Below are 21521 nucleotides of genomic sequence, written 5' to 3'. Positions count from 1 at the left end.
CACTCCGGACTTATCCATCGATACCGACGACTCCCCGAACGAAGTCGGTCCCGGCCGTCAGCGGTCCGGCGAGACGCTCCGCGACCGTGCCGACGCCGTTCGCGGCGTTGGCTCCGGGTCCGTTCCCGCTGTCGGCCCCGAGTCCATTCCCGCTGCTGCCCCCGGGTCCGTTCCCGCTGCCGGCTCCCGGTCCATCACCGCGGTCGTCACTACCGCTATTGCTGCCAGCAGGCGGGGACGGGTCGTCACCTGGGGGCGTCGAGTCGCCGTCACCGGCTTCTGTCCCCCGATCGGCGCCGTCGCTCACGTTTCCGGCGTTACCGGCGTTTCCGGCGTCGTCTATCGGATCCTCGACCGCATTCGTCGAGTCGGGGGTCGCGTTTGTCGGGTCGGGGGTCGCGTTCGTCGCGTTTCCGCCGGTGTCCGTCTCGTTGCCGTCGGCGTCCGCCCGGTTGTCGCGGTCCGGCGGGCCATCACCGGACGGTCCGTCATCGGGCGGGCCGCCACCCGTACCCCGACGATCACCATCCCCCGGTCCATCACCGGCACCCGGTCCATCACCGGCACCCGGTCCATCACCGGCACCCGGTCCATCACCGGCACCCGGTCCATCACCGGCACCCGGTCCATCACCGGCACCCGGTCCATCACCGGCACCCGGTCCATCGCCGCGATCGGGGCCCTCGCCAGCGCCCGCGCCTCCCGGCGGCCCGCGTCGCTCGGACGCCAGTGGGCCGCCCACGCCGTTGCCGGCGACGCCGCGAGCGATGGCCGCGACCTCGGGGCCGCTCGCCTCGCTCGCCCGCTGACGGACCTCGTTGAGCCGGTCATCGTCGAGTCCGCGGTTCGCCCTCGCCGCTTCTGGGAGCCCGCGAGCGACGTCGGCGCTCCGGTTCGCCTCGCGCTTGATCGTCTCGGCCCGAGCGCTCGTCTCCGCCATCCGGGCGGCGAACGCGCCCTGGCTCAGCTCGCCGGCGTCGCGGCGCTCGCGGAGCTCCCGCTGGCGCCGCTCGATCGCGACCAGTCGCTCCTCGGTCCCGTTCAGTCGCTCGGCGACCAGGTCGGCCCGCTCCTCGGGCGCCTCCGTGCGGTTGAGCGCGACCTCGAACGAGCGCGACTCCACCTCGCCGGAGATCTCGGCGCGCTGGACCCCGATCACGCCGGAGAGGCGCTCGCCGGGGCTGATGTCGGTTCCGTTCGCCGTCTCCGCGCCGTTACGCTCACCCGTCTCGTTCGTCGCCACTGGGTCGTCCTGCGCGACGGCCGTTCCGACGGGACCGGCCGCGGCGATCCCGGCGATACCGACGAGCACGACCGCGACGGCGATGAGTGCGATCCCTCGTTTCATTACCTGACGGTACGCGACGTATCCCTATATATACTGATCTCCGTTAAGCCGGATCAACGCGGATTAAACGGGGGACGGCGTCGGGCGAGGATTCTGCGTGGCGACCGTGTCGGCTCAGTACGACTTCGCGAAGTACGCCGTCCGCTCGGCGTCGTCGTCGCAGATCGCGCAGGTCTCGTCGTGGTCTCCCTCGACGAGGGGGTCCTCGTCGTCGAACGGGACCATAACGATCTCGGCGGCCATCGGCTCCTTGATCGGTTCCTCGCACTCCTCGTCGCCGCACCACGGGGCCTTCACGTAGCCGCCGTGCTGGCCGAGCGTCCCGAGGATGTCTGCGCGGTCGTCGGCCTCGCGCACCTCGCCGTCGAGGGTCTCCTCGGCGGCGGCGTACAGCTTCGCGTACACCTCGTCGAAGTGGTCTCGGACCGTCTCGACGACCCCGTCGCGGTCCTCGACGGCGCTCTCGCCGTCGGGCCGGTGAACGAGGGTGAGTTCGCCGTCCTCGACCTCGTGGGGACCGATCTCGATCCGGAGCGGGACGCCGTTGAGCTCGTGTTCGTTAAATTTGAACCCGGGGTTGCGCCCGTCGCGGTCGTCAAGCTCGACGCGGATCCCCGCGTCGTCGAGGTCGTCGGCGACGCCCTCGGCGTACTCCAGCACGTCGTCTTTCGTGTCCTCCTGCCAAATCGGGACGACTGCGACCTGCTCGGGGGCGACGCCCGGCGGGAGCACGAGCCCCTGCTCGTCGGAGTGCGTCATGATCAGCGCGCCGAGCGCGCGCCACGAGAGCCCCCACGAGGTGGTGTGCGCGAGCCGCACCTCCTCGTCTTCGTCGGAGTAGGTGATGTCGAACGCCTCCGCGAACGACTGTCCGAGGTTGTGGGAGGTTCCGGCCTGCACCGACTTGCCGTCGGGCATCAGCGCCTCGACGGTCGTGGTCGTCTCCGCACCGGGGAACTTGTCGTGGTCGGGCTTCTGGCCCTTCAGCACGGGCATCGCCAACAGGTCCTCGTAGACGGAGGCGTACTGGTCGAGCCGCGTCATCGTCTCGTTCCACGCGTCCTCGCTCGTCGCGTGCGCGGTGTGGCCCTCCTGCCAGAGGAACTCCTTCGTGCGGAAGAACGGCTTCGTCTCGGTCGCCTCCCAGCGCACGACCGAGCACCACTGGTTCACGCGCAGCGGGAGGTCGCGGTGGCTCCGCACCCACTGGCTGATGTACGGCGTGATGATCGACTCGGAGGTGGGGCGGACCGCGAGCCGCTCTTCGAGTTCCTTGTTGCCCGCCTCGGTCACCCACGCGACCTCGGGGTCGAACCCCTCGACGATGTCCTTCTCGCGTTCGAGATACGACTCGGGGATAAATAGGGGGAAGTAGGCGTTCTGGACGCCGGTGTCCTTGAACTTCGCGTCGAGGAACCCCTGCAGCCGCTCCCATACCGCGTACGCGCGAGGGCGGGTGACGATGAACCCGCTCATCCCCTCGGGGCCGTAGTCCGCCAGCCCTGCCTTCTGTACGACCTCGGCGTACCACTCGCCGGTGTTGTGTGACTTGGACTCGGTGATTCCGAGTTCCTGGTCGTCGTCGCTCATTGTCCAGTGAAGGGTGGGTCGCGGGCTTAAAACGTCCGAAGCCGCGCTCGTTTCAGATCGCCGGAACCCGGAGAAACGTTAACCCCGTCCGGGCGCCTACGGCCGATATGGACCTGACGGGGCTGCGTCGGCACACACCCAAAGAGGTGACCCGGGCGCGCCGCGAGGCCGCCGTGCTGGCGCCCGTCATCGAGCGCGGCGGCGAGGCCCACCTGCTGTTCACCAAGCGCGCGGCCCACCTCGGGAGACACCCCGGCCAGATGAGCTTCCCCGGCGGGGGCCGCGAGCCGATCGATCGGACCCTCACCGATACCGCGCTCCGCGAGGCAGACGAGGAGGTCGGGATGCGCTCCGACGAGGTGGACGTGGTCGGCCGGCTCGACGACACCCGGACCTCCTCCGCGTATCGGATCCGACCGTTCGTCGGCGTCGCGCCCGACCGCGAGTACATTCCCGACGAGTCGGAGGTCGCGGAGGTCGCCGTGCTCCCCGTCAGCGGGCTAAGCGACCCCGCGAACTACGAGACGGAGCGTCGCATCGGCCACCCGGAGTACGGCGACCACCGCATTCACTTCTTCCACGTCGACGGCTACACCGTCTGGGGCGCGACCGGCCGGATGGTCGTGCAGCTGCTGGAGCGGACGACCGACTGGCGCGCGCCCGAGGAGGTCGATCGGGTTGTCGGGGCGGACGCGGAGCTTCCGATCTGAGGTCGGCCGCGGAGCGACGGTCCCAGTGGGAGTCCACCGATCGGGCGCCCGCGTTCGGTCGAAATTCTGTGAATCCCGTCGAATCGGCCGGTATGGCTCCAGATGAGCACATTTACAACATATCGGTGAAATTTACTGATATGTCTCAGATCGTCGATACGCTCCGCGGCGTCGACGGGGCCGACGCCCGGGTGATCGCCCACCTGGATGCCCTCGATTTCACGGTCGAATACGTCCGAGAAGACCTCGAATCGGTGTATTCCGATCAGGACCTCGAAGAGGCGTATCAGCTGCTCATGGCGAATCAGGTCACCGGCGACGACTTCAAAGACCTCATCGAGGAGGAGTTTCAGGCGCAGACGCTGTTCTTCGAGAACGTCGTCGTGCTCATTCTTCCTTCCGCGCGCTACGAGGCCGTCTTCGCGTCGTTCGACCGTCGCGAGCCGTTCCCCGTCATCGACCTCATCGAAGCCGCCACGAGCGAGCGCGTCTGAGCGGACTCGACGCGTTCGTCCCTGCCTCTCCCCTCTTTTCACTCCCCGGAATCGACTTCCAACCGCAGCGTCAGGGGTGCGCCCTCCGCGAGCGCGGCCACGAGGTCGCGGTCGAGGTCCGCGGCGGCCCCGTCGCCGTCGACGAAGATCGTGCGCTCGTCGTCGGTGTAGTCGCTGGTCCGGCCGACCAACGACCGGTCGTCGAGGAGCGCGAGGTCGGCGTCCCCGCGGCCGACGATCTCGTCGACGTGGGCGGGGTCCTCGGTGTCGACCGCGTCTGCGCCCGGCTCGCCGACCGCGAACCGCGCCGTGATCGTCGCGTCCGCGTTCTGACACGCCTCGCGGAACGCGGCCGAAAAGTCGCGGGGCGCGCGGTCGGCCTCGACGCCGACGATGCAGTCGCCCGCGGGGGTGAGCCAGTCGTCGGTCGTGAGCTCGACGGTGCTCGCGTGCTCGGCGGTGACGTGCTCGTGGCCGACCGCGCGGACGACCTCGATGAGGGCGTCCGCGGTCCGCGCGTCTCCGTCGCTCTCGGCGTCGCTCATGCTCGTCGGGTCCGCGGCCCCGCAACAAGTGCTCGTCGCTTCAGACGTCGGCACCCTCGGCGAGCGCGGGGATCAGCCGGGCGGGATTCTTCGCGAACACGCGCCGCATCAGGTCCTCGGAGACGTCGAGCGTAAGCACCTCCATCACGCCGACGTTCGGGTGCACATCGGGCGCGCCGGAGCCGAAGAGGACGCGGTCGGGGTGCTCCAAGACGCCGCGTTCGAGCACCTCGCGGTACCGCACGGCGCTCGTCTCGACGTACAGCCGGTCGTACACCTCCAACAGGTCGAGCGTCTCGTTCATCAGGTCGGCGTCGAGGGGGTAGCCGCCGAAGCTGGCGAGCACGACCGGCATGTCGTACTCGAGCAGCTCGCGCTCGACCGCCTCCGGCGGAAACTCCCTGCCGGCGTGGACGATCACGGGGAGGTCGGCGTCCTCCAGCCGGGTGAGCACGTCCTCGTTCGGGAGCCCGTCGGCGTGCGGGACGAGGGTGAACCCGTGGAACCGGTCGTCGTAGGAGTACTGCTCGACGTCGTCGGGGCGGGCGTGGTGGTCGTCGCGCTCGGCCCGGAGGTTCTTGACCGCGGAGACGGGGCCGCTCCCCGGATCGCGAGGTCCGTTGAGTCGCGCGAAAGCGACGAACGGGCGGTCGATCGAGAGCCGCGCGACCGCGTTGTTCGCGCGGAGGTAGCTCTGTCCAGTCGCGCGCCGGCCGGGGCTCGCGACCGCGCGGACGACGCCCGCCTGGAGCATCTCGCGTTCCAGCAGCTCGGGGGAGATGTCGCGCCCGTGGGTCGCGACCGACGACTCGTCGGGGTCGAGCGTGGCGCGGGTGTCGACGATCCGGAAGTCGTGTTCGAGCCCGAGCATCTACCGGCCCCTCTCGGGCGATCCGGATGTGCCTGTCGGTCTCATGCTCACTCTCCCTCTACCGCCTCTCACTGACTCCGTCCGGTCCCTCACGGCCCCGCGGTCGAGACGATCTTCACCACGTCGCCCTCCGAGAGTTCGTGACCCTCGCCGATCCGGCGCGAGGAGCGCGCGTCGACCGCGTGGAGGTACCCCTCGCCGATGTCGGTGTGGACCGCGTACGCCATGTCCGGCGGAGTCGATCCCGATTGGAGGAGGAACGCGTCCGGGAGGACATTGCCGGTCCCGTCCGTCCACTTCGAAGCGTCCTGCACGGGGTAGACGGTGATCCGGTCGAGCAGGTCGTAGACCGCCGCGTTCAGCGCGGTCTGAACCCCCATGCCGCCGTGTTCGGTCATCGCGTCGCGGATCGCCTCCAGCCCGTCGCGCTGTCCCTCCGAGACGTCGCCGATCACGTCGAACCCCTCGTCGCCCGGGTCGTAGTCGACGACGCCGGCCTCCGCGGCGCGGCGCAGGGCGAGCTCCCCGTCCGCCGTGGCCGGGACCACGGGCTTGTCCGTCCCCTCGCGGAGGCGGTCGATCGCGCCCTCGGGCGCGGCGTCGACCTTGTTGGCGACGACGACGATCGGCTTGGTCCGACGCCGGATCGCCCGCGCCAGCGCCTCGCGGTCGTCGTCGGTCCACGTCTTCGGATCGTCGGGGTACACCAGATCGCGGAGGACCGCCGTCACGTCGTGTTCGGTCGCGCCGAACCCGGTCAAGAGGTCGGTGACCGCCGCCTCCAGGTCGAAGTCGGGCGAGCGCGACTGTCGCTCGACGCCCTCCCAGTTGCGGTCGACGATCCCGGCGAGCCACAGGTCCATCTCCTCTTCGATGAAGTCCACGTCGTCGAGGGGGTCGTGCGCGCCAACCTCCACGGGCTCGCCTTCCGCGTTCGTCGCGCCCGATGCGTCGACGACGTTCAACACCACGTCCGCGTTCGTCAGCTCGTCGAGGAACTGGTTGCCGAGGCCCTTCCCCTCGTGAGCGCCGGGAACCAGCCCGGCCACGTCGAGCAACTCAATGGGGACGTACCGCTTCCCGTCGCGGCAGTTCTCGTTGCCGCAGCGCTCCTCGCGGTCGAGACACGGGCAGCGGGTCCGGACGTAGGTCACTCCGCGGTTCGGGTCGACCGTCGTGAACGGGTAGTTCGCGACGTCGACGTCGGCCATCGTGGCGGCGGTGTAGAAGGTGGACTTGCCGGCGTTCGGCTTGCCCGCGAGCGCGACCGTGAGCATACCCGACGGTCGTGGCCCCGCGAAAAGCGCCTTTCGGTCGGCCACGGGGACATGGAGGTGGTATAAATGGAGTCAGACGATGCGGTGGCGCGCGCCTCCGAGCGGCCGCCCTCGGCGGTCGCGAGGAGCGCGTGCGAGGTCGCCGGCGCTACGCGCCGGCTGCCAGAGAATCTTCGATTCTCGCTGGAGTCAGTCGCCGGAGCGAAGCGGAGGCGACTGACGAAGCTGGGGAGGCGTGAGGCTGCGGTCCCGAGAGCGACCGCAGGGAGCGAGCGGGTGCACGGAAGTCGCAGCCTGCGCAGCGAACGGAGTGAGCGAGCAGGACCGTCTTCCGATGGTGCTGTGCGGTGCGGGACGGGACTCAAAGGGGCAGTCGCGAGGACGGCGCAGACGACGGAAGCACCGCAGGAACGAGCAACGCGAGTGACGAGGAGCGCAACGAGTGTGCGCCGTCCTCGCGGCTGGGGCTCTGGTGGTGTTCTCAGCCGAGCAACAGTCAACCATTTATAAGCGAGCGGCTGGGGCTTTGGAGGTCTTCACCGGGAAGTCGCGAATTCCTTATAAACAATCATCCAGCGATCCGACGCGTCTGCTCCTGCAACCGATCAAGAACACTCTTCAAGGATCGGACGTTTCAGTCGATAATCTGTCTGAAGAAGAGAATTTCAACAGAGCCAGATCTTAACAAAGTCTGAAGTTCACGTTGTCGATGAATCGTTATACCACCTTCTCAATAGAAGCGGCTATGCCACGGTAATCGCGTATAGGACGACACAGAGGCTGATAACTGTCACGAGACCTCGGACGAGTAAGACGACGCCGTTCCCTGCTCCAACCATATCGGCGAGCATGACGGCCACGTATACTCCTACCGTCAGCAGACCGATACCGACTGCAAGCGCCCGCATCTTCGCAGAACCATTTCGTCGGTACCCTCGGTAAGCTAGCGTAGCGACAAACAGTCCCACGACGGCAGTGACGCCACGAGCTACCGACACCACACTGAGCAGTTCCATCACCAGCAGACTCTTTGCTATCACCGTATCCCACCTCCGTACACGATCCACAGGATCGTTCCCAACCCGAATAGCTCACAGCCACTGACGAGTATCGACCGGCCGACAGCCCCGATGTCGGTCGCCGTCGGTAACCCGACACGAAGCAACTCGGGAACCGTAATCAGGAAGATGAGACCGACTGCGAGCCAAAGCATCCCGCGATGAGACGGTCCTCGACGGTAACCACGAACCAGAACTATCGCAATGGTCAGCGACAGCGCTACTGATATCACAGAAAGAACGAGCACGCCGAGTGCGATCAACGGAGCAGTTCCAGTCGCATCCAACTGTAAGAGAAGCATCTCAGGACAACCCCTCGAACAGATCTGTGAAGCGGTCGGCAGGGTCGGTTGTCGAGTGCGTCACTGCTACTTCATACCCCCCATCAGCGAATGTGACAGTAACGGTTTCAACCGTGGCTACATACCGCTTATAGTGGTGGCCGTCGGGATCAAATTCCTGTTGTTCAGTCACGAGGTCTGCGTCCTGTAATTGACCGAGGCGGCGGTATGCCGTCGCATCGGACATCTCACAGGCCGTACAAAGTTCATCGACTGACATCGGTTCTATTGTGAGGTGAGCGAGGATCGCTCGGGCGTACTCGTCATCGAGTACCGCCAAGACAGTATCCTCGTCCTCGGCCATGTGTATGCCAGACCCCGGTAATAGTAAAAAACCCGCCACAGCTTCTGGGTCGGAAGCCGTGCCTAGGATGCTACTTGTACCCCTCCCTTTGTGTCGTGTATGTCGCTACGATCGACGATTGACCGTATCCTACCGACCGCCTTCCGTCAGAGGGTTTCTCAACTCTTCTGGCCGATTTGGAACGCTGAGCAACGCCGACTGCGTGCTCCGCTTCGTGCGTTACTGCCGACGGTGCTGACCTTCATCCTCCTCGCAATCCTTCAGACTGTAATCCGAGCCAGGTTCGAGCATCCCGTTCGAGAACTCCTTGAACTGACTGGCATTGGCGTCATTCTCATCGGTGCAATTCTCTTCGGTGCACGAGTTATTGATCGACGCCCAGTGAGTGGATTCGGGCTTTCGTTCGACCGAGAATGGTGGCACTCATTCGTTGTTGGTGGACTCGTCGCCACCGCGATCAACGGTGGGGCACTCATAGTATCCCTCGGTGCTGGTTGGGCTACATTTGTTGGCGTGATGCGCGGTTCCGGAGATCTGCCGTTCGTACCTGCGATGGGGATCGTGTTCGCGTATATCGCTCTCGCAGCCACGTGGGAAGAATTCATTCTGCGTGGTGCGATGTTACAGAACCTTGCCGAGGGATCGAATGGATTCGTTCCCCAGCGGATGGCCGTCGGCCTCGCAGTGACTCTCAGCACCCTCGTATTTGCGTTTCTACACGGCGGAAAAATAACGAATTTTAGCCACTATGGGTACTATCTGATCGCTGGACTAGTACTGAGTGGCGTATACGTGCTAACTGGCGAACTCGCGCTGAGCATCGGCTTTCACGTGTTCTATAATTTCACACAAAGTGCGATATTCGGACTGGGACATTCACAGCAGACGCCGGAACTCCTCGCCGTTGACATTGTCGGCCCTCCGCGCTGGATTGGAGAAGAGGGACTCGTCTTCGTCGGCTTCGCCATCCTCGGTGGTCTGGTACTGGTCGTATATATTTACAGACGTGACGAGTCGCTCGAACTCAATGACCGCGTAACCAGCTACACTGGGCGGTGACTCACGTTAATTCACAGATATGCCAACAGCATTCCCCTACCGTACTCCTATCGATCACGCACCACGCGAACAAATCAATATCCTCGTTAACGGCGAGCAGTCAAGTAACGTACTCCAGACGGTCTCATCGGACACTGCACAGCAGATACTGGCGACGCTTGACGACGAACCAGCGACAACTTCAGACATCGCCGAGGCTATCGGCACGTCTACCCAGAACGCTAAGTATCACCTTGATTGCCTCTGCGAAGCTAACATCGTCGAAGCCGTCGATACGTGGTACTCTAGAAAAGGAACCGAGATGACGGTCTACGCACTCTCTGCGGAACAACTAGTTGTTCAGTTTGGAGGCTCTATCCCAGAAACACAGCGGTGAGTCACATTGCTTCCGAGGGCAGAAGCCTACGACTTCAGTCATGGGGAACTGGGTGAGAAATCTACTTCAGCAACGCCGAAACAGAAACTGCTGACGAGTGGTTGAGATCGTTCGCTTTCGCATGGAATCAGCTTATCTGAACACTATCACTCCAGAACGCATTGGAGGCGGTCACAACCGCTCTCTCGTCTCGACCAGCTCACAGATTCATTTCCGAGCGACGATCCGAAGCACGTCCTCGTCGGCGAGTTCGTGCCCTTTCCCGACCTGCTGATCGTCGTGTTTGGCGCTCGAGCCCGACACCCGCGCGAACTTGAACCGCTCCTCGAACTCGCCGCCGATCTTCGTGCAGGCGTCGCCGACGGTGTCGCCCTCGAAGAGGATCAGCGGCTCCTCGTAGTCGACGCCGCGACCCGGCTTATCCATATAAATACGAATAACGCCCAGCTCCTCCCAGAGGCGCTCCTTGAGCCCGTCGAGTCCGAGTTCCTTCTCGGCGGAGATGAACAGCACGTCGTCGGGGTCGAGGTCGCGCTCGCGCAGCTCCTCCTTGACGGTCGGGAGGTAGCTCTTGTCGATGAGATCGGCCTTGTTCACGGTGACCATCGAGGGGAGGTACTCGCGGTTGTCCATCACGGCGTCGACGAGCTCGTCGATCGTGAGGTCGTGGGGGATCGTCACCTTCGCGTTGACGTAGCCGTACTCGCGGAGGACCTGCTTGACCGTCTCCTCGCCGAGGCTCACCTCGTCGCTCATCGTCACGCCGAGCCCGTCTTTGTGCGTCTTCCGGATGTTGATGTTCGGCGGCTCCGTGTCGAGGCGGATGTTGGTCGCGTACAGCTCCTCGCGCAGGCGGTCGTACTGCTCGATCTCGAAGACGGAGAGCATGAACACGACGAGGTCCGCGGTCCGGACGACCGAGAGGACCTCCTTCCCACCGCCGCGGCCGCCCGCGGCGCCCTCGATCAGGCCCGGCACGTCGAGGATCTGGATGTTCGCGCCGCGGTACTTCAGCATCCCCGGGTTGACGTCGAGCGTCGTGAACTCGTAGGATCCGACCTCGCTGTCGGCGTTGGTGAGGGCGTTGATCAGGGTGGACTTCCCCACGCTCGGGAATCCGACGAGCGCGACCGTGGCGTCGCCGTGTTTCTCGACGGCGTACCCGTGGCCGCCGCCGGCGGAGGACTGGTTCTCCAGTTTCTCTTTTTTCTCCGCGAGCTTCGCCTTCAGCCGCCCGATGTGAGCCTCCGTGGACTTGTTGTAGGGCGTCTCGGCGATCTCTTCGCGGAGGTCTTCGATCTCGTCCTCCAGTCCCATTGGCGTACAGTCGGCCGTTCGTCTCGTTAAAGGTGTTCCTTCCGCCTCGCGGCCGCGTCACCATCTCTCAATACCCCGATCTCCGGCGAACTCGCCCGCGGCTCGGCGGGCAACGGAACGCGTCGCCGACAGATCGGACTCGATTCGGCAATCTTTCGACACGATTATGTCGGCGTATCACGACGGACGACACGTCGAATGCCCGATCCGGCGATCCTCCGTGACAGCACGCAGATCGTCCTCCCCCGCTGCGCGCTCGACGGGCTGCGAGATGGCGTCTGCGAGCGGTTCACCGTGACGGTGGTCGAGAGAGACGACGAGTACCGGATAATCGGAAGCCCCGTCGAGATCAAGGCCGCGAGCGATTTTCTCGCCCGAAACGGCGTCGCCGTCGCCTGATCGGTCGGCAACGAGAGTCCGACACAGAATCTGTCCCGCCGAGACAGCGAGTCATACCGAAGCTCGTTGTCCCCGATCGGTGCGATTCACCGGGCGGCGCGAAGCGATCGTGTCCGGCGGAACTACCCGACGATGCCGATGAGCAGCTCGGCCGCGATGAGCACGAGGAACACGAGTCCCGACGCGAACGACCCGGCAGCGACGCCGTGGGCGTTGCCGAGACCGCGGCCGCGAGCGCCGAAGTAGGCGCCGAGGAAGACGAATCCGGTCAACAGAAGCCCGACAATCGCGTACACGACGGTGAGGAGGCTCCCGGAGAGCGCCTCGGACAGTCCGAAGTTGCCGACGGCGAGGAGCGCGATCGCGCCGATGCCGACCGCGATGGCGACGAACGTGACGGCCCACGTTACCGGCTTCCGGACGATGTCGCCGAGCGTCGCGACGATCGCGTCGTACCTGCTGACCGATCCGGCGCCCGGAGCAGTGCGTTGCCCGCCGATCTGTGCGACGGCGACGAAGGTGGCCACGACGAGCAGCCCCATCAGTGCCGTGCTCAAGAGCGTGAGTGAGACCATGGTGAGTTCGTTGTTAGCCGGTCCGTTCCCGCGTACAAATAGCCTTCGTATGTTCCGCCGAGCGACACGCACCGTTCCGCCGTGGCTCGCCATGAGGAGTGAGCCCCTCCCCTCGAAAACGACCTCATTCGGTCCGGTCAGCGCGTCACATCTCGGTCGGCTACACAAGAGATAAGTGCGCCTTCGCTAAGGGAAGTACAAGAGCAAAGAGACGAACATGATAGACTCACTTATCCTGCAACAGGGGAGCGGCTGGCGCGCGCAGGCGGAGGTCTTCGACGAGATCTTCTTCGTCTTCCTCGCGTTAGGGACTCTCGTCGGAACCATCGTCGTCGCGTACACGCTGTGGAACGTGTACAAGTACCGCGACGACGGGAACCGGTCGGACGAGAAGTTCGACGCGCCAGAGGTCGGCGAGCTCCCGACGGGACAGGGCGGTCCGAAAGCAAAGAAGCTCTTCCTGTCGTTCGGGTTGAGCGCGATCGTCGTCATCAGCCTCGTCGTGTACGCGTACGGCATCCTCCTCTACGTCGAGGACGGCCCGGACGCCAACGGGGACAACATTGAGATCATGGTCGAAGGTTACCAGTACGGCTGGGAGTACGAGTACCCGAACGGGCACACCGAAACCGGTGAGATGATCGTGCCCGCCGACACGCGGATCGATATCGCGGTGACCTCTCGGGACGTGTGGCACAACTTCGGCTCGTCGGAGTTACGGATAAAATCCGATGCCATTCCCGGGGACACCAACACCAACTGGTTCTCCGTAAGTTCCGAAGAGGTCCAAGCGCAGGGCGGTGAAGCCACGTACATGGTCGAGTGCTTCGAGCTCTGCGGCCCCGGACACTCCGCGATGGAGGGACAGATCACCGTCGTCCCGCAAGACGAGTGGGAGACGTGGTACGAGGGAACCAGCGGTAACTCCTCGAACGTCGAGGGCGGCGCGGGCGTCGACGGCGCCGCGAGCATTGACGCCGCCATCGGGGGTGCGAGCGCATGAGCGAGCTTCCGCCGACGACCTCGGTCAAGCGCTGGTTCGTCACCACGAACCACAAGGACATCGGCATTCTGTACACGATCACCGCACTGTTCTTCCTGCTGTTCGGCGGGGTGCTCGCGCTGCTGATCCGCATGCAGCTGTGGGACCCGACGAGCCAGATCCTCTCTGGGCTGGCCTACAACGAGGCCGTCACCGCGCACGGGCTGATCATGGTGTTCTGGTTCCTCTCGCCGTTCGGATTCGGCTTCGCGAACTACTTCGTGCCGCTGCAGATCGGCGCCGACGACCTCGCGTTCCCCCGCCTGAACGCGCTGTCGTACTGGATGTACCTGTTCTCCGGCATCCTGCTGGGAATCAGCTTCTTCCAGGGCGGGACCCTCGACGCCGGGTGGACGATGTACGCCCCGCTCAACATCCCGATGTACACGCCGAGCATCGGATCGACCGGGGCGGTGCTCGCGCTGTTCATGTTCGTCGTCGGCGTCACTGCCTCGACGGTGAACTTCCTCACGTCCATCCATCACTCCCGAGCGGAGGGCATGGGTATCATGGACATGCCGATGTTCACCTGGTCCATGCTCGCGACGGTGTGGATGATGCTGTTCGCGTTCGCGGCGCTGCTCGCCGTGGGGCTCATCCTCGCGTCCGACCGCGTGCTCGGGAGTGTGTACTTCTCGGCCACCGAGGGGGGATCCCTCCTGTGGGGTCACCTCTTCTGGTTCTTCGGCCACCCCGAGGTGTACATCGTCTTCTTCCCGGCGCTCGGCGTGATGCTTGAGCTGTTCCAGACCTTCTCTGGGCGGCGGCTCGTCGGCCGGAAGTGGGTGATCATCGCTATCTGTCTGATCTCGGTTCAGTCGTTCCTCGTGTGGATGCACCACATGTTCCTGACGACGATCAACCTGGAGATCAAGACGCTGATGATGGCGACCACCATCGGGATCTCGTTACCCTTCGACCTAGTCGTGTTCTCGCTGATCTACACCCTCATCAAGGGCCGGATCCAGTTCACGACGCCGTTCCTCTTCGCGTTCGGGGCGCTTCTACTCTTCATCCTCGGCGGCATCACCGGGGTGTTCCTCGGCGCGATCGTCCTCGACTACGAGTTCCGCGGCACCTACTGGGTGGTCGCGCACTTCCACTACGTGATGTTCGGCGGCGCGACGGCGCTGTTCGGCGGGGCCTACTACTGGTTCCCGAAGGTGACCGGGAAGATGTACGACGAGCTGCTCGGGAAGCTGCACTTCGTGATCTTCTTCATCAGCTTCAACATGGTGTACTTCTCGATGTTCCTCGGCTGGGAGACGCCCCGCCGGGTGTTCGAGTACAACCCCGAGTTCCAGATCTACCACCAGTTCGGGACGATCGGCGCGTTCGTTCTCGGGCTGTCCTTCTTCATCATGTTCTACAACTTCGCGAAGTCCTACGTTTCTGGCGAGCCCGCCGGAGACAATCCGTGGGACTACTCGCGGACCGCGGAGTGGGCGATCTCCTCGCCCCCGCCGCTCGAGAACTGGCCCAACCGCCCCTCGTACGCCTCCGGCAAGCTGGAGTTCGTGAAGGACTACGTGCCCGACGGCGGCCCGGCCGTGAAGGCCGACGCCGACGGTAACGCCGCGACCGACGGCGGCGACAGTCACGATGAGCACATCACGGAGTACCCGTACTGGGACAAGCACCCGAGCCACGCGAGCATCTGGCCGTTCACGCTCTCGCTCGGGCTCGGCATCATGCTGCTCGGCCTCTCCGGGTTCAGCGAGTCGCTGTCGTTCGCCCTCGGCGACTCGATCGCGACGACGACCATGACGGTGTCGAACCCGGTGTACCCGATACTTGTCGTCGTCGGCCTGATCGGACTGATCGGATCCGGCGTGAAGTGGGGGCTGGAAGACTTCTACGCCCCGCCCAGTGAGTTCGCCGAGCGGTGGCCCTTCGAGGGCGTCGAGAAGGTGAAGCTGGGGATGTGGTTCTTCCTCGCGTCGGACGTGATCGTCTTCGGCGCGTTCCTCTCCGCGGCCATCTTCGTCCGGTACAACGCCGGCTGGATGACGTGGGAGCCGCTGACGGAGTCGCTGCCCGGCCTCATCAACACGTTCGTGCTGATCACCTCCTCGTTCACGGTGATACTCGCGCTGGTGGCCGCCCACCGCAAGAGCCGGCAGGGGCTGCTCGCCTCGCTCGGCTCGACGATCGCGCTCGGCTTCGTGTTCCTCGCGATCAAGCTGTGGGAGTGGAACCACGAGATCTTCGACCGCGGCGTGACGATCAACGCCAACGCGCACGGCGACCCGATTCAGGCGTCGATCTACTACGTGACGACCGGGCTTCACGGGATCCACGTGATCATCGGTCTCGTGATCGCCATCTTCCTGTTCGTCCGGGCGTATCAGGGCCACTACATGGACGACGAGCGGCCGATAGAGTACTTCGGCCTCTACTGGCACTTCGTCGACATCGTCTGGGTGTTCATCTTCCCGCTGTTCTACCTCTTCTGAGGTAGCGGGGGCACCCCGATTCGGCTCTTTTCGCGGATCTCCGTTACTCGTCGACCGCTTCGGCGCACCACTGACAGAAGTCGAGCTTCGCGTCCGTCTCGCGGCCGCAGTGCGGACACGAGACGGTGCCGGCGGCCGAATCTGCGGTGGGATCGGAAGACCGGGTATCGATCGTAGAGTCGTCACTCCACGTCCCCTCCTCGTCGGCGTCCGGCCGCGGCTCGCCCCCTCCCGTTTCCGTTGACGACGAGCGCCGCTCGTGCGCCCGGTTGTTCCGGACCGCGAGGACGTACGCGTCAACGACGCTGGCGGCGACGACGACGAGCACGGGGGCGATGTCGGCGATCGGCGGCGGATCGCCGGCGACCAGCCGATCGACGGCCGGGTCGGGGACGATAAACACGAGCGTTGCCGTGATCACCGCGTACCAGCCGAAGGCGCGCGCCCACCGTCTGAGGTAGGCGTGACCGAGCCCGGACATCAGAAGCGCCAGCGCCGCCGCAAGCCACGGCCGTCGCCGGCTCCTGTTGTGGTCGCTCATGTCGCCGGGAACGGGAGCCAGTGCCGAGTAACTACCCCTCCCTCGGAGCGTTTATGTGGCCGAGACGCCCAGCGGGAGTATGTTCAGCGTGCCCGCCGGTGAGTTCCTGATCGGAGTCGGCTTCGCGATCGCCGGGGTCGGAAGCTGGTTCGTCGGGCTCGGGGTCGCCTACCTGCTGTACCGGCGGTGGCGCGGTGACGGGCCGCGCGCGGACGAGGTCAGTCCCGACAGTCCTGACGGCGACGAGCCACGGGCAAAGGAGTGACCGTTCGTTCCGGTTCGGCCACGCTTTTGAGTCCGCTTCTCGGATGACCGATATGACCGATACGGCGCTGGTTATCGGTGGCACCCGATTCATCGGCCGACACACCGTTGTCGACCTGCTCGAGAACGGGTACGAGGTCGGACTGTTGAACCGAGGAAACCACGAGAACCCCTTTTCGGACGACGACCGGGTGACCCACGTCGAGGGTGACCGCAAGAACGAGCGGGATCTCCGGAGCGCGAAGCTCTCGGTCGAGCCCGACATCGTGATCGACTGCGTCGCCTACCAGCCGGCCGACGTGGAGACGGCCACGGAGGTGTTCGCCGACGTCGACGGGTACGTATACGTCTCTTCCGGGGCCAGCTACGCGGCCGAGGAGATCCCCAAACGCGAGGGGGAGACGCCGCTTCGCCCGTGCACGACCGAGCAGGCGACCGACGACGGCTCGGACACCTACGGGAACCGGAAAGCCGAGGGCGACCGCGCCGTCTTTGCGGCCGCCGAGGAGGGCGTCCGGGCGATGGCGGTGCGTCCCTGTATCGTCTACGGGCCGAACGACTACACGGAGCGGCTCGACTACTGGATCGACCGCGTGCTTTCTTACGACCGCGTCGTCGTCCCCGGCGACGGACAGAACCTCTGGCACCGGGCGTACGTCGAGGACGTGGCGAGCGCGCTCCGGATCGTCGCCGAGCGCGGCGAGGCGGGGACGGCGTACAACGTGGGCGACCGCCGGGCGCTCACGCTCGAAGAGACGCTGGAGACGGTCGCCGACGCGGCCGGCGTCGACTGCGAGATCGTCGCGGCGAGCGCCGACGCGCTGGCGGCCGGCGGCCTCGACCTGGACGACTTCGCGTTGTACCGGGAGTACCCGCACCTGCTCGACACGTGCGCGCTCGCCGACCTCGGGTGGGAGTCGACGCCCGTCGACGAGGCGATGGCGCGGACCGTCGCCGAGCATCGGGACGCCGACCGCGACGGGAGCGAGTGGGACCCCGGGCGAGAAGCGGAGGAGCGCGTGCTCGGCGTGAAAGAGACGCTGTAGTCGGGGATCGGAGCGAGAGAGGCGCGACTCAGTACGCCGCGTCCCACCGGGCCGGCTTACGGCGGTTGCCGCAGTCGCGGCACTCCATCCGGTCCATCGTGTCGATAGCGACGTTCGTCCCCTCGCAGTTCCCGCAGAGGAAGCCGTACCGCTGCGACAGGTCGGCGTCGACGTACGCGACGTAAAACGGGGCGTGGGAGCCCCGATCGCTCTCGTCGAAGGCGACGTGGACGGTGTCGCCGTCGTCCGTCTCGTAGGTTCCCTCGGAGATCCCGGTCAGCCGCCCGATCTGCTTGCGGTACTCGCGCTCGTCGAACGTCTCGTCGCCGATCTCCACCGAGCGCTCGCCGTCGAGGTCGTACCCCTCACGCTCGTAGAAGGCCGTCCCCGCCTCGTTGGCGACGAGGACGCGTGCCTCGATGCGGTCGACGTCGGACTCGCGAAGCTCCGACTCCACCCGTTCTAAGAGCTCAGAGCCGATTCCCGACTCGCGGTGGTCCGGGTGGACGTGGAGCCAGTCGATCTCGCCGACGCGCTCGCGTCGACCGACGACGTAGCTCTCGGCGAAGCCGACGACCGTCTCGTCGACGACGGCGACCGGGAACACCGTGTCCTCGTCGCCGATGTCCGCGCCGAGCTCGTCGGGGTCGTACCACTCGTCGATCGCCTCCGCGAGCAGCGTCTCGTCGACGGCGTGGCCGTAGGAAGCGATCAGCGATTGGCGCGCGACCGTCCGGATCGCGTCGATGTCGTCGAGCGTTGCGGGTCGGAGTTCCATACGGGCACATCCACGTGCGGCTACAAAAAACACACAGACGGAACGGGTCGAAGTGGAGAGCGGCGAAGAACCGGAATCGAGAACAAGACGGACGAGAGAAGCGCGAACCGTCGCGAGGCGCTCTACGAGATGGAGTACGTCGCCGCGGCCATCAGCAGCATGGTGAGCGCGAGCGCGAGCGCCATCACGTAGGTGAGCGAGCGGTTCTCCCACCGGAGGTGCTGGAAGTACGCGACGATGAGGAGCGTCTTGACCGTCGCGATCACCATCGTCCCACCGAGTGCCTGAGCGTAGGTGAAGTTGAGGAAATCGGCCTCGAAGAGAACGAAGTTCAGCGCCGCCGCGACCAGGAGCGCGACGTATATCGCCGTGTACAGTTTGAGCGAGTCGTCCGACATTGCTTGTCTTCGAGTTCGTCCGTACGCTTAAAGAATTAACCATCCGGGGGGCGCGATCGCGTCGACTGTGCCGGTCGCTTCGACCGACACCGATCGCGGATCCCGAAACGCCTATGCCCGCGACGGACCCACCTCACACCGGTCGCAGCCGCCGACCGATGTCACCGTGGACCCGCTCGAACCGACGGACGATCTGCTCGAATCGCTGTACGTCGTCAACAAGGTCGCGAAGCAGTTCGCGGACGAGGCGACCGCCGCGTACGAGCGCGGCGACCTCACCGAAAGCAACGTCCGATCGGCACGAAAAGACGCGCTCTACCGGACGAAGACCGCCGTCCTCACCCGCGTCGTCGCCCACGACCCGTCCCGCGTCTCCGGCGAGTATCACGCGATCAACGGCGACGTGTGGCTCTTCTTGTCCGTCGATGGGTGGAAGTTCCATCAGCCGGCGTACGCGATCGGCGGCGAGCTCACGGACGCGATCGATATCTCGAACTCCCGGTCGGACCCCCTCGACGCGCCGTACGTCCGCGACTCGGCCGTCGAACGATCCGATCGCACGCTAGAAGAGTCGCTCTCGCGGCTGGCCGACGCCGGGGTCAACGCCAACGACCACCTCGCGCGGCCGACAGTCACGAGCGAGGATGACCGGATCGTCGACGTGCGGTGGTCGTTCCTCCCGTAACCGTTGTGTTCGCGGATTCCGCCCGTCACCGAGACGGCTCGCCACGACGCTGACAGACGGGCGTCTGTTGACGCTGCTGAAACCCTCTCTGTCGGTGTGTTTTCGCCCGACACAGTCGGTTGGTGAGTGGCGGCTCTTGAACGATAGCGGGAGTCGGTATTGCAGATCGGTGGGATAATGCAGTATTTAAACAGCCCTGATCGACGGCACCGATCGCCTATAAATACCTATGCGGTGGCGCGCCCCGGTGAGCGGCCCATAGGGCCGCTCACCGACGGTGCGAGGTCGCCGGCGCTGTGCGCCGGTGACGAGGCTGGGGAGGTGAGAGGTGCGGTCGCGGTGCGGGGTGGGTGGGACTCAAAGGGGCAGTCGCTGCGGGCGGCGCAGGCGACGCAAGCACCGCAACGAGGGAGCGAACGAAGTGAGCGACTGAGTGAGGAGCACAGCGAGCGTGCGCCGCCCGCAGCGACTGGGGCTTTGGAGGCCTTCACCGCGAGGTCATCGATCACGTATAAACGGTCGACAGCAACACCACTCGTCCACTTATAAAGAACCAATCAACCACATTGAGACACCCACTCCCGCTATCAATCGCTGGGGTGTCCGTATCGACTGCTGTCGGGATGCCCGTGCCAACCGCTACGGGTTCCGCAGCTCCGTCCTTTTAAAAAGCGAACCGCAGTCGGTGGCCGAGTTACGCCTCGACGACTTCGATGGCGCCCAGCATCCCGTTCGCTTGGTGAGGCGTACACTCGTAGAGCTGGATCCCCGTATTATCGAACGACTGCTCGAAGGTGTACCCCTCCTCGTTGACGGTTTCGCCGTTGTCGAAGTCCGACTCGGAGTTCTCGGCGGAGGCGACGTTGTGCCCGCCGCCCTCGCCGGTCCACTCCCAGACGACGGTCGTGCTGGAGTCGATCCGGATGGCCGCCGGATCGAAGGCGAAGCCCACGTCGCCGGCGCCGACCGCGACGGTGACCTCGTCCTGCCCGGTGTAGTCCATGATCGTTCCGTCGTACTGCCGGGCGTCAGTGAGGTACTCGTCGATCTCGCTCGGAACGTCGTCGGCCGCCGATCCGCCGGAGTCGCCGCCGTCGGAGCCGTCAGATCCGTCGGAGCCGTCAGATCCGTCCGAACCGTCAGATCCGTCCGAACCGTCAGATCCGTCCGAACCGTCAGATCCGTCCGAACCGTCGCCGCCGTCCCCGCCGCCGGAACAGCCGGCGAGCGTTCCCACGGTCAGCGCGGCTCCGGTTCCGGCGACGTACCGCCGTCTAGACAGTTTGTCAGACATCGCCTTTGAGTAGGGGTTCGAGCCTTACAAACCCGTTGCCTACCCCCGAATTCCGAGAATACCGAGCCAGCCGACACGTGTGAGAAACGGCCTCCCGCCGGCGGCTTTATTCGCGGGCGTCCCCGTGGTCGATCCATGCGGGAGGACGAGCTGGCGACGCGCGTGGTCGACCACTACGGCGCGGTCCACGACGACCCCGAGATCCGGTTGGAGGAGCCGTACGACGCGGAGGGGCGCCGCGGGGTCGTCGACGTGTACGTCCGTCTCCGCGCGCCCGAACGCGTCGACCACGTCATCGAACTCAAGGGCGACGCGGCCGTCCGAGGCGCGACCGGCGCCAACGAGATCCTCCGGCAGTACCGCCGGATGGAGCGGTACTTCCACGCCGACGCGAGCCACGCGCTCCGCCCGAAGCTTGGACGCACCGAGCCGGGCGCGCGATACCTCCTCTGTTTCGCGCCGACTCCGACCTGCGTCTATCACGTCGCGACTCATCGGTCGTTGTACGACTCCGTCGATGCGGCGGCCCGAGTCGACGACGTGCCGGCAGTTCGGACCGTCGCGTTCCTCACCGGGCTCGACGGCGACCCCGCGGACCTTGGGATGGTGTCGGTCAACGGGAACGCGTCGTTCGGCTCCGAGGCGTTCCTGAACGCCGTTCCCGACGGCTCTCGACTGGCGGAGAGCATCCGGCGGGTCGACGACGACGTGATCGACCCGGGAAACGAATGTTGACATCCTCCTCCGCCTGAA

Annotated in this window: 24 protein-coding genes and 1 pseudogene; 12 read left to right on the top strand and 13 right to left on the bottom strand. The window is 65.3% G+C overall.

All coding sequences use genetic code 11. The annotated features are described in order from the left end of the window. Positions 1 to 10: 10 nt before the first annotated feature. Both ACP96_RS16040 and proS read right to left on the bottom strand, forming a co-directional pair. Positions 11 to 1348 carry a hypothetical protein gene (locus ACP96_RS16040; RefSeq protein ID WP_050034092.1) on the bottom strand — a complete coding sequence of 446 codons (1338 nt, stop codon included), beginning with the start codon at positions 1346 to 1348 and terminating at the stop codon, positions 11 to 13. Positions 1349 to 1462: 114 nt separating this feature from the next. Further along, positions 1463 to 2938, bottom strand: coding sequence for a proline--tRNA ligase (gene proS / locus ACP96_RS16035; RefSeq protein ID WP_050034091.1), 1476 nt, complete (start codon positions 2936 to 2938; stop codon positions 1463 to 1465). A gap of 107 nt (positions 2939 to 3045) precedes the next feature. Here proS and ACP96_RS16030 point away from each other — a divergent pair, with 107 nt between their 5' ends. Both ACP96_RS16030 and ACP96_RS16025 read left to right on the top strand, forming a co-directional pair. Continuing rightward, the gene (locus ACP96_RS16030; RefSeq protein WP_050023133.1) at positions 3046 to 3648 is read left to right on the top strand and encodes an NUDIX hydrolase; all 603 of its coding nucleotides are present in this window, start codon (positions 3046 to 3048) and stop codon (positions 3646 to 3648) included. 140 nt (positions 3649 to 3788) lie between these two features. Further along, the gene (locus ACP96_RS16025) at positions 3789 to 4142 is read left to right on the top strand and encodes a hypothetical protein (protein WP_050023131.1); all 354 of its coding nucleotides are present in this window, start codon (positions 3789 to 3791) and stop codon (positions 4140 to 4142) included. A 38-nt stretch (positions 4143 to 4180) separates the two neighbouring features. On the opposite strand, the gene ACP96_RS16020 is transcribed toward ACP96_RS16025, so the two are convergent. The 5 genes from ACP96_RS16020 to ACP96_RS15995 form a co-directional block, all read right to left on the bottom strand. Then, complete coding sequence (locus ACP96_RS16020; RefSeq protein ID WP_050023130.1) at positions 4181 to 4687, bottom strand: DUF371 domain-containing protein; 507 nt, start codon at positions 4685 to 4687, stop codon at positions 4181 to 4183. A gap of 40 nt (positions 4688 to 4727) precedes the next feature. Further along, positions 4728 to 5558: an amidohydrolase family protein gene (locus ACP96_RS16015; RefSeq protein ID WP_050023129.1), complete on the bottom strand. Its 831-nt coding sequence runs from the start codon at positions 5556 to 5558 to the stop codon at positions 4728 to 4730. An 89-nt stretch (positions 5559 to 5647) separates the two neighbouring features. Further along, positions 5648 to 6835, bottom strand: coding sequence for a redox-regulated ATPase YchF (locus tag ACP96_RS16010; RefSeq protein ID WP_050034090.1), 1188 nt, complete (start codon positions 6833 to 6835; stop codon positions 5648 to 5650). A gap of 743 nt (positions 6836 to 7578) precedes the next feature. Next, the gene (locus tag ACP96_RS16005; protein WP_050023216.1) at positions 7579 to 7851 is read right to left on the bottom strand and encodes a DUF7521 family protein; all 273 of its coding nucleotides are present in this window, start codon (positions 7849 to 7851) and stop codon (positions 7579 to 7581) included. A gap of 345 nt (positions 7852 to 8196) precedes the next feature. Then, a complete protein-coding gene (locus ACP96_RS15995; protein WP_050023124.1) occupies positions 8197 to 8538 on the bottom strand; it encodes a winged helix-turn-helix domain-containing protein in 342 nt (113 codons plus the stop codon). Positions 8539 to 8769: 231 nt separating this feature from the next. Between ACP96_RS15995 and ACP96_RS15990 the strand changes: the two genes are divergently transcribed. The 3 genes and pseudogenes from ACP96_RS15990 to ACP96_RS18940 form a co-directional block, all read left to right on the top strand. After that, positions 8770 to 9597, top strand: a complete 828-nt coding sequence (locus ACP96_RS15990; RefSeq protein WP_237561700.1) for a CPBP family intramembrane glutamic endopeptidase — start codon at positions 8770 to 8772, stop codon at positions 9595 to 9597. Positions 9598 to 9616: 19 nt separating this feature from the next. Continuing rightward, complete coding sequence (locus tag ACP96_RS18295) at positions 9617 to 9973, top strand: ArsR/SmtB family transcription factor (protein ID WP_080509879.1); 357 nt, start codon at positions 9617 to 9619, stop codon at positions 9971 to 9973. 65 nt (positions 9974 to 10038) lie between these two features. After that, positions 10039 to 10113: pseudogene (locus tag ACP96_RS18940) on the top strand (IS6 family transposase); the annotation flags it as partial. A 67-nt stretch (positions 10114 to 10180) separates the two neighbouring features. On the opposite strand, the gene ACP96_RS15985 reads toward ACP96_RS18940, so the two are convergent. Further along, positions 10181 to 11290, bottom strand: a complete 1110-nt coding sequence (locus tag ACP96_RS15985) for an OBG GTPase family GTP-binding protein (RefSeq protein WP_050023122.1) — start codon at positions 11288 to 11290, stop codon at positions 10181 to 10183. A gap of 198 nt (positions 11291 to 11488) precedes the next feature. On the opposite strand from ACP96_RS15985, the gene ACP96_RS15980 reads away from it, so the two are divergent. Beyond that, the gene (locus ACP96_RS15980) at positions 11489 to 11689 is read left to right on the top strand and encodes a VNG_1110C family protein (protein ID WP_050023120.1); all 201 of its coding nucleotides are present in this window, start codon (positions 11489 to 11491) and stop codon (positions 11687 to 11689) included. Positions 11690 to 11811: 122 nt separating this feature from the next. Here the strand turns inward: ACP96_RS15980 and ACP96_RS15975 are convergent, their stop codons facing one another. Continuing rightward, the gene (locus tag ACP96_RS15975) at positions 11812 to 12264 is read right to left on the bottom strand and encodes a hypothetical protein (protein ID WP_050034088.1); all 453 of its coding nucleotides are present in this window, start codon (positions 12262 to 12264) and stop codon (positions 11812 to 11814) included. A 217-nt stretch (positions 12265 to 12481) separates the two neighbouring features. Between ACP96_RS15975 and coxB the strand changes: the two genes are divergently transcribed. Both coxB and ACP96_RS15965 read left to right on the top strand, forming a co-directional pair. After that, on the top strand, positions 12482 to 13267 hold the full coding sequence (gene coxB / locus ACP96_RS15970; protein ID WP_050023115.1) for a cytochrome c oxidase subunit II: 786 nt from the start codon (positions 12482 to 12484) through the stop codon (positions 13265 to 13267). Continuing rightward, on the top strand, positions 13264 to 15762 hold the full coding sequence (locus ACP96_RS15965) for a cbb3-type cytochrome c oxidase subunit I (RefSeq protein WP_050034087.1): 2499 nt from the start codon (positions 13264 to 13266) through the stop codon (positions 15760 to 15762). Before coxB ends, ACP96_RS15965 begins: the two co-directional genes overlap by 4 nt. A gap of 43 nt (positions 15763 to 15805) precedes the next feature. Here ACP96_RS15965 and ACP96_RS15960 read toward each other — a convergent pair whose 3' ends face one another. Next, positions 15806 to 16303 carry a DUF7575 domain-containing protein gene (locus tag ACP96_RS15960; RefSeq protein WP_050034086.1) on the bottom strand — a complete coding sequence of 166 codons (498 nt, stop codon included), beginning with the start codon at positions 16301 to 16303 and terminating at the stop codon, positions 15806 to 15808. A gap of 79 nt (positions 16304 to 16382) precedes the next feature. On the opposite strand from ACP96_RS15960, the gene ACP96_RS15955 reads away from it, so the two are divergent. Next, the gene (locus tag ACP96_RS15955) at positions 16383 to 16568 is read left to right on the top strand and encodes a hypothetical protein (protein WP_050023109.1); all 186 of its coding nucleotides are present in this window, start codon (positions 16383 to 16385) and stop codon (positions 16566 to 16568) included. Positions 16569 to 16620: 52 nt separating this feature from the next. Then, positions 16621 to 17613 (top strand): NAD-dependent epimerase/dehydratase family protein, encoded by a 993-nt coding sequence (locus ACP96_RS15950; RefSeq protein WP_050034085.1) that lies wholly within the window; start codon positions 16621 to 16623, stop codon positions 17611 to 17613. 28 nt (positions 17614 to 17641) lie between these two features. Here ACP96_RS15950 and ACP96_RS15945 read toward each other — a convergent pair whose 3' ends face one another. After that, positions 17642 to 18391, bottom strand: a complete 750-nt coding sequence (locus ACP96_RS15945) for a GNAT family N-acetyltransferase (protein ID WP_050034084.1) — start codon at positions 18389 to 18391, stop codon at positions 17642 to 17644. A 122-nt stretch (positions 18392 to 18513) separates the two neighbouring features. Then, complete coding sequence (locus ACP96_RS15940; RefSeq protein ID WP_050023101.1) at positions 18514 to 18789, bottom strand: cytochrome C oxidase subunit IV family protein; 276 nt, start codon at positions 18787 to 18789, stop codon at positions 18514 to 18516. A 166-nt stretch (positions 18790 to 18955) separates the two neighbouring features. On the opposite strand from ACP96_RS15940, the gene ACP96_RS15935 reads away from it, so the two are divergent. Then, positions 18956 to 19474: a hypothetical protein gene (locus ACP96_RS15935; protein ID WP_050023215.1), complete on the top strand. Its 519-nt coding sequence runs from the start codon at positions 18956 to 18958 to the stop codon at positions 19472 to 19474. Positions 19475 to 20168: 694 nt separating this feature from the next. On the opposite strand, the gene ACP96_RS15930 is transcribed toward ACP96_RS15935, so the two are convergent. Beyond that, entirely contained in the window at positions 20169 to 20768 is a 600-nt protein-coding gene (locus ACP96_RS15930; protein ID WP_050034083.1) for a halocyanin domain-containing protein, read from the bottom strand. A gap of 135 nt (positions 20769 to 20903) precedes the next feature. Between ACP96_RS15930 and ACP96_RS15925 the strand changes: the two genes are divergently transcribed. Beyond that, on the top strand, positions 20904 to 21503 hold the full coding sequence (locus ACP96_RS15925) for a hypothetical protein (protein WP_050034082.1): 600 nt from the start codon (positions 20904 to 20906) through the stop codon (positions 21501 to 21503). Positions 21504 to 21521: the final 18 nt, after the last annotated feature.

The organism is Halorubrum halophilum (genome assembly GCF_000739595.1).
Lineage (GTDB): Archaea > Halobacteriota > Halobacteria > Halobacteriales > Haloferacaceae > Halorubrum > Halorubrum halophilum.
This window is presented reverse-complemented; position numbering and strand designations above follow the sequence as displayed.

Bases quoted from the DNA above. Each gene is read 5' to 3' on its own strand.
- ACP96_RS16010 (WP_050034090.1), bottom strand. From the start codon at position 6,835: ATGCTCACGGTCGCGCTCGCGGGCAAGCCGAACGCCGGCAAGTCCACC.
- ACP96_RS15925 (WP_050034082.1), top strand. From the start codon at position 20,904: ATGCGGGAGGACGAGCTGGCGACGCGCGTGGTCGACCACTACGGCGCG.
- ACP96_RS15995 (WP_050023124.1), bottom strand. From the start codon at position 8,538: ATGGCCGAGGACGAGGATACTGTCTTGGCGGTACTCGATGACGAGTAC.
- ACP96_RS16020 (WP_050023130.1), bottom strand. From the start codon at position 4,687: ATGAGCGACGCCGAGAGCGACGGAGACGCGCGGACCGCGGACGCCCTC.
- ACP96_RS15930 (WP_050034083.1), bottom strand. From the start codon at position 20,768: ATGTCTGACAAACTGTCTAGACGGCGGTACGTCGCCGGAACCGGAGCC.
- ACP96_RS16025 (WP_050023131.1), top strand. From the start codon at position 3,789: ATGTCTCAGATCGTCGATACGCTCCGCGGCGTCGACGGGGCCGACGCC.
- ACP96_RS15960 (WP_050034086.1), bottom strand. From the start codon at position 16,303: ATGAGCGACCACAACAGGAGCCGGCGACGGCCGTGGCTTGCGGCGGCG.
- ACP96_RS15965 (WP_050034087.1), top strand. From the start codon at position 13,264: ATGAGCGAGCTTCCGCCGACGACCTCGGTCAAGCGCTGGTTCGTCACC.
- ACP96_RS15950 (WP_050034085.1), top strand. From the start codon at position 16,621: ATGACCGATACGGCGCTGGTTATCGGTGGCACCCGATTCATCGGCCGA.
- ACP96_RS16030 (WP_050023133.1), top strand. From the start codon at position 3,046: ATGGACCTGACGGGGCTGCGTCGGCACACACCCAAAGAGGTGACCCGG.
- proS (WP_050034091.1), bottom strand. From the start codon at position 2,938: ATGAGCGACGACGACCAGGAACTCGGAATCACCGAGTCCAAGTCACAC.
- coxB (WP_050023115.1), top strand. From the start codon at position 12,482: ATGATAGACTCACTTATCCTGCAACAGGGGAGCGGCTGGCGCGCGCAG.
- ACP96_RS15985 (WP_050023122.1), bottom strand. From the start codon at position 11,290: ATGGGACTGGAGGACGAGATCGAAGACCTCCGCGAAGAGATCGCCGAG.
- ACP96_RS15955 (WP_050023109.1), top strand. From the start codon at position 16,383: ATGTTCAGCGTGCCCGCCGGTGAGTTCCTGATCGGAGTCGGCTTCGCG.
- ACP96_RS16040 (WP_050034092.1), bottom strand. From the start codon at position 1,348: ATGAAACGAGGGATCGCACTCATCGCCGTCGCGGTCGTGCTCGTCGGT.
- ACP96_RS18295 (WP_080509879.1), top strand. From the start codon at position 9,617: ATGCCAACAGCATTCCCCTACCGTACTCCTATCGATCACGCACCACGC.
- ACP96_RS16005 (WP_050023216.1), bottom strand. From the start codon at position 7,851: ATGGAACTGCTCAGTGTGGTGTCGGTAGCTCGTGGCGTCACTGCCGTC.
- ACP96_RS16015 (WP_050023129.1), bottom strand. From the start codon at position 5,558: ATGCTCGGGCTCGAACACGACTTCCGGATCGTCGACACCCGCGCCACG.
- ACP96_RS15940 (WP_050023101.1), bottom strand. From the start codon at position 18,789: ATGTCGGACGACTCGCTCAAACTGTACACGGCGATATACGTCGCGCTC.
- ACP96_RS15945 (WP_050034084.1), bottom strand. From the start codon at position 18,391: ATGGAACTCCGACCCGCAACGCTCGACGACATCGACGCGATCCGGACG.
- ACP96_RS15980 (WP_050023120.1), top strand. From the start codon at position 11,489: ATGCCCGATCCGGCGATCCTCCGTGACAGCACGCAGATCGTCCTCCCC.
- ACP96_RS15975 (WP_050034088.1), bottom strand. From the start codon at position 12,264: ATGGTCTCACTCACGCTCTTGAGCACGGCACTGATGGGGCTGCTCGTC.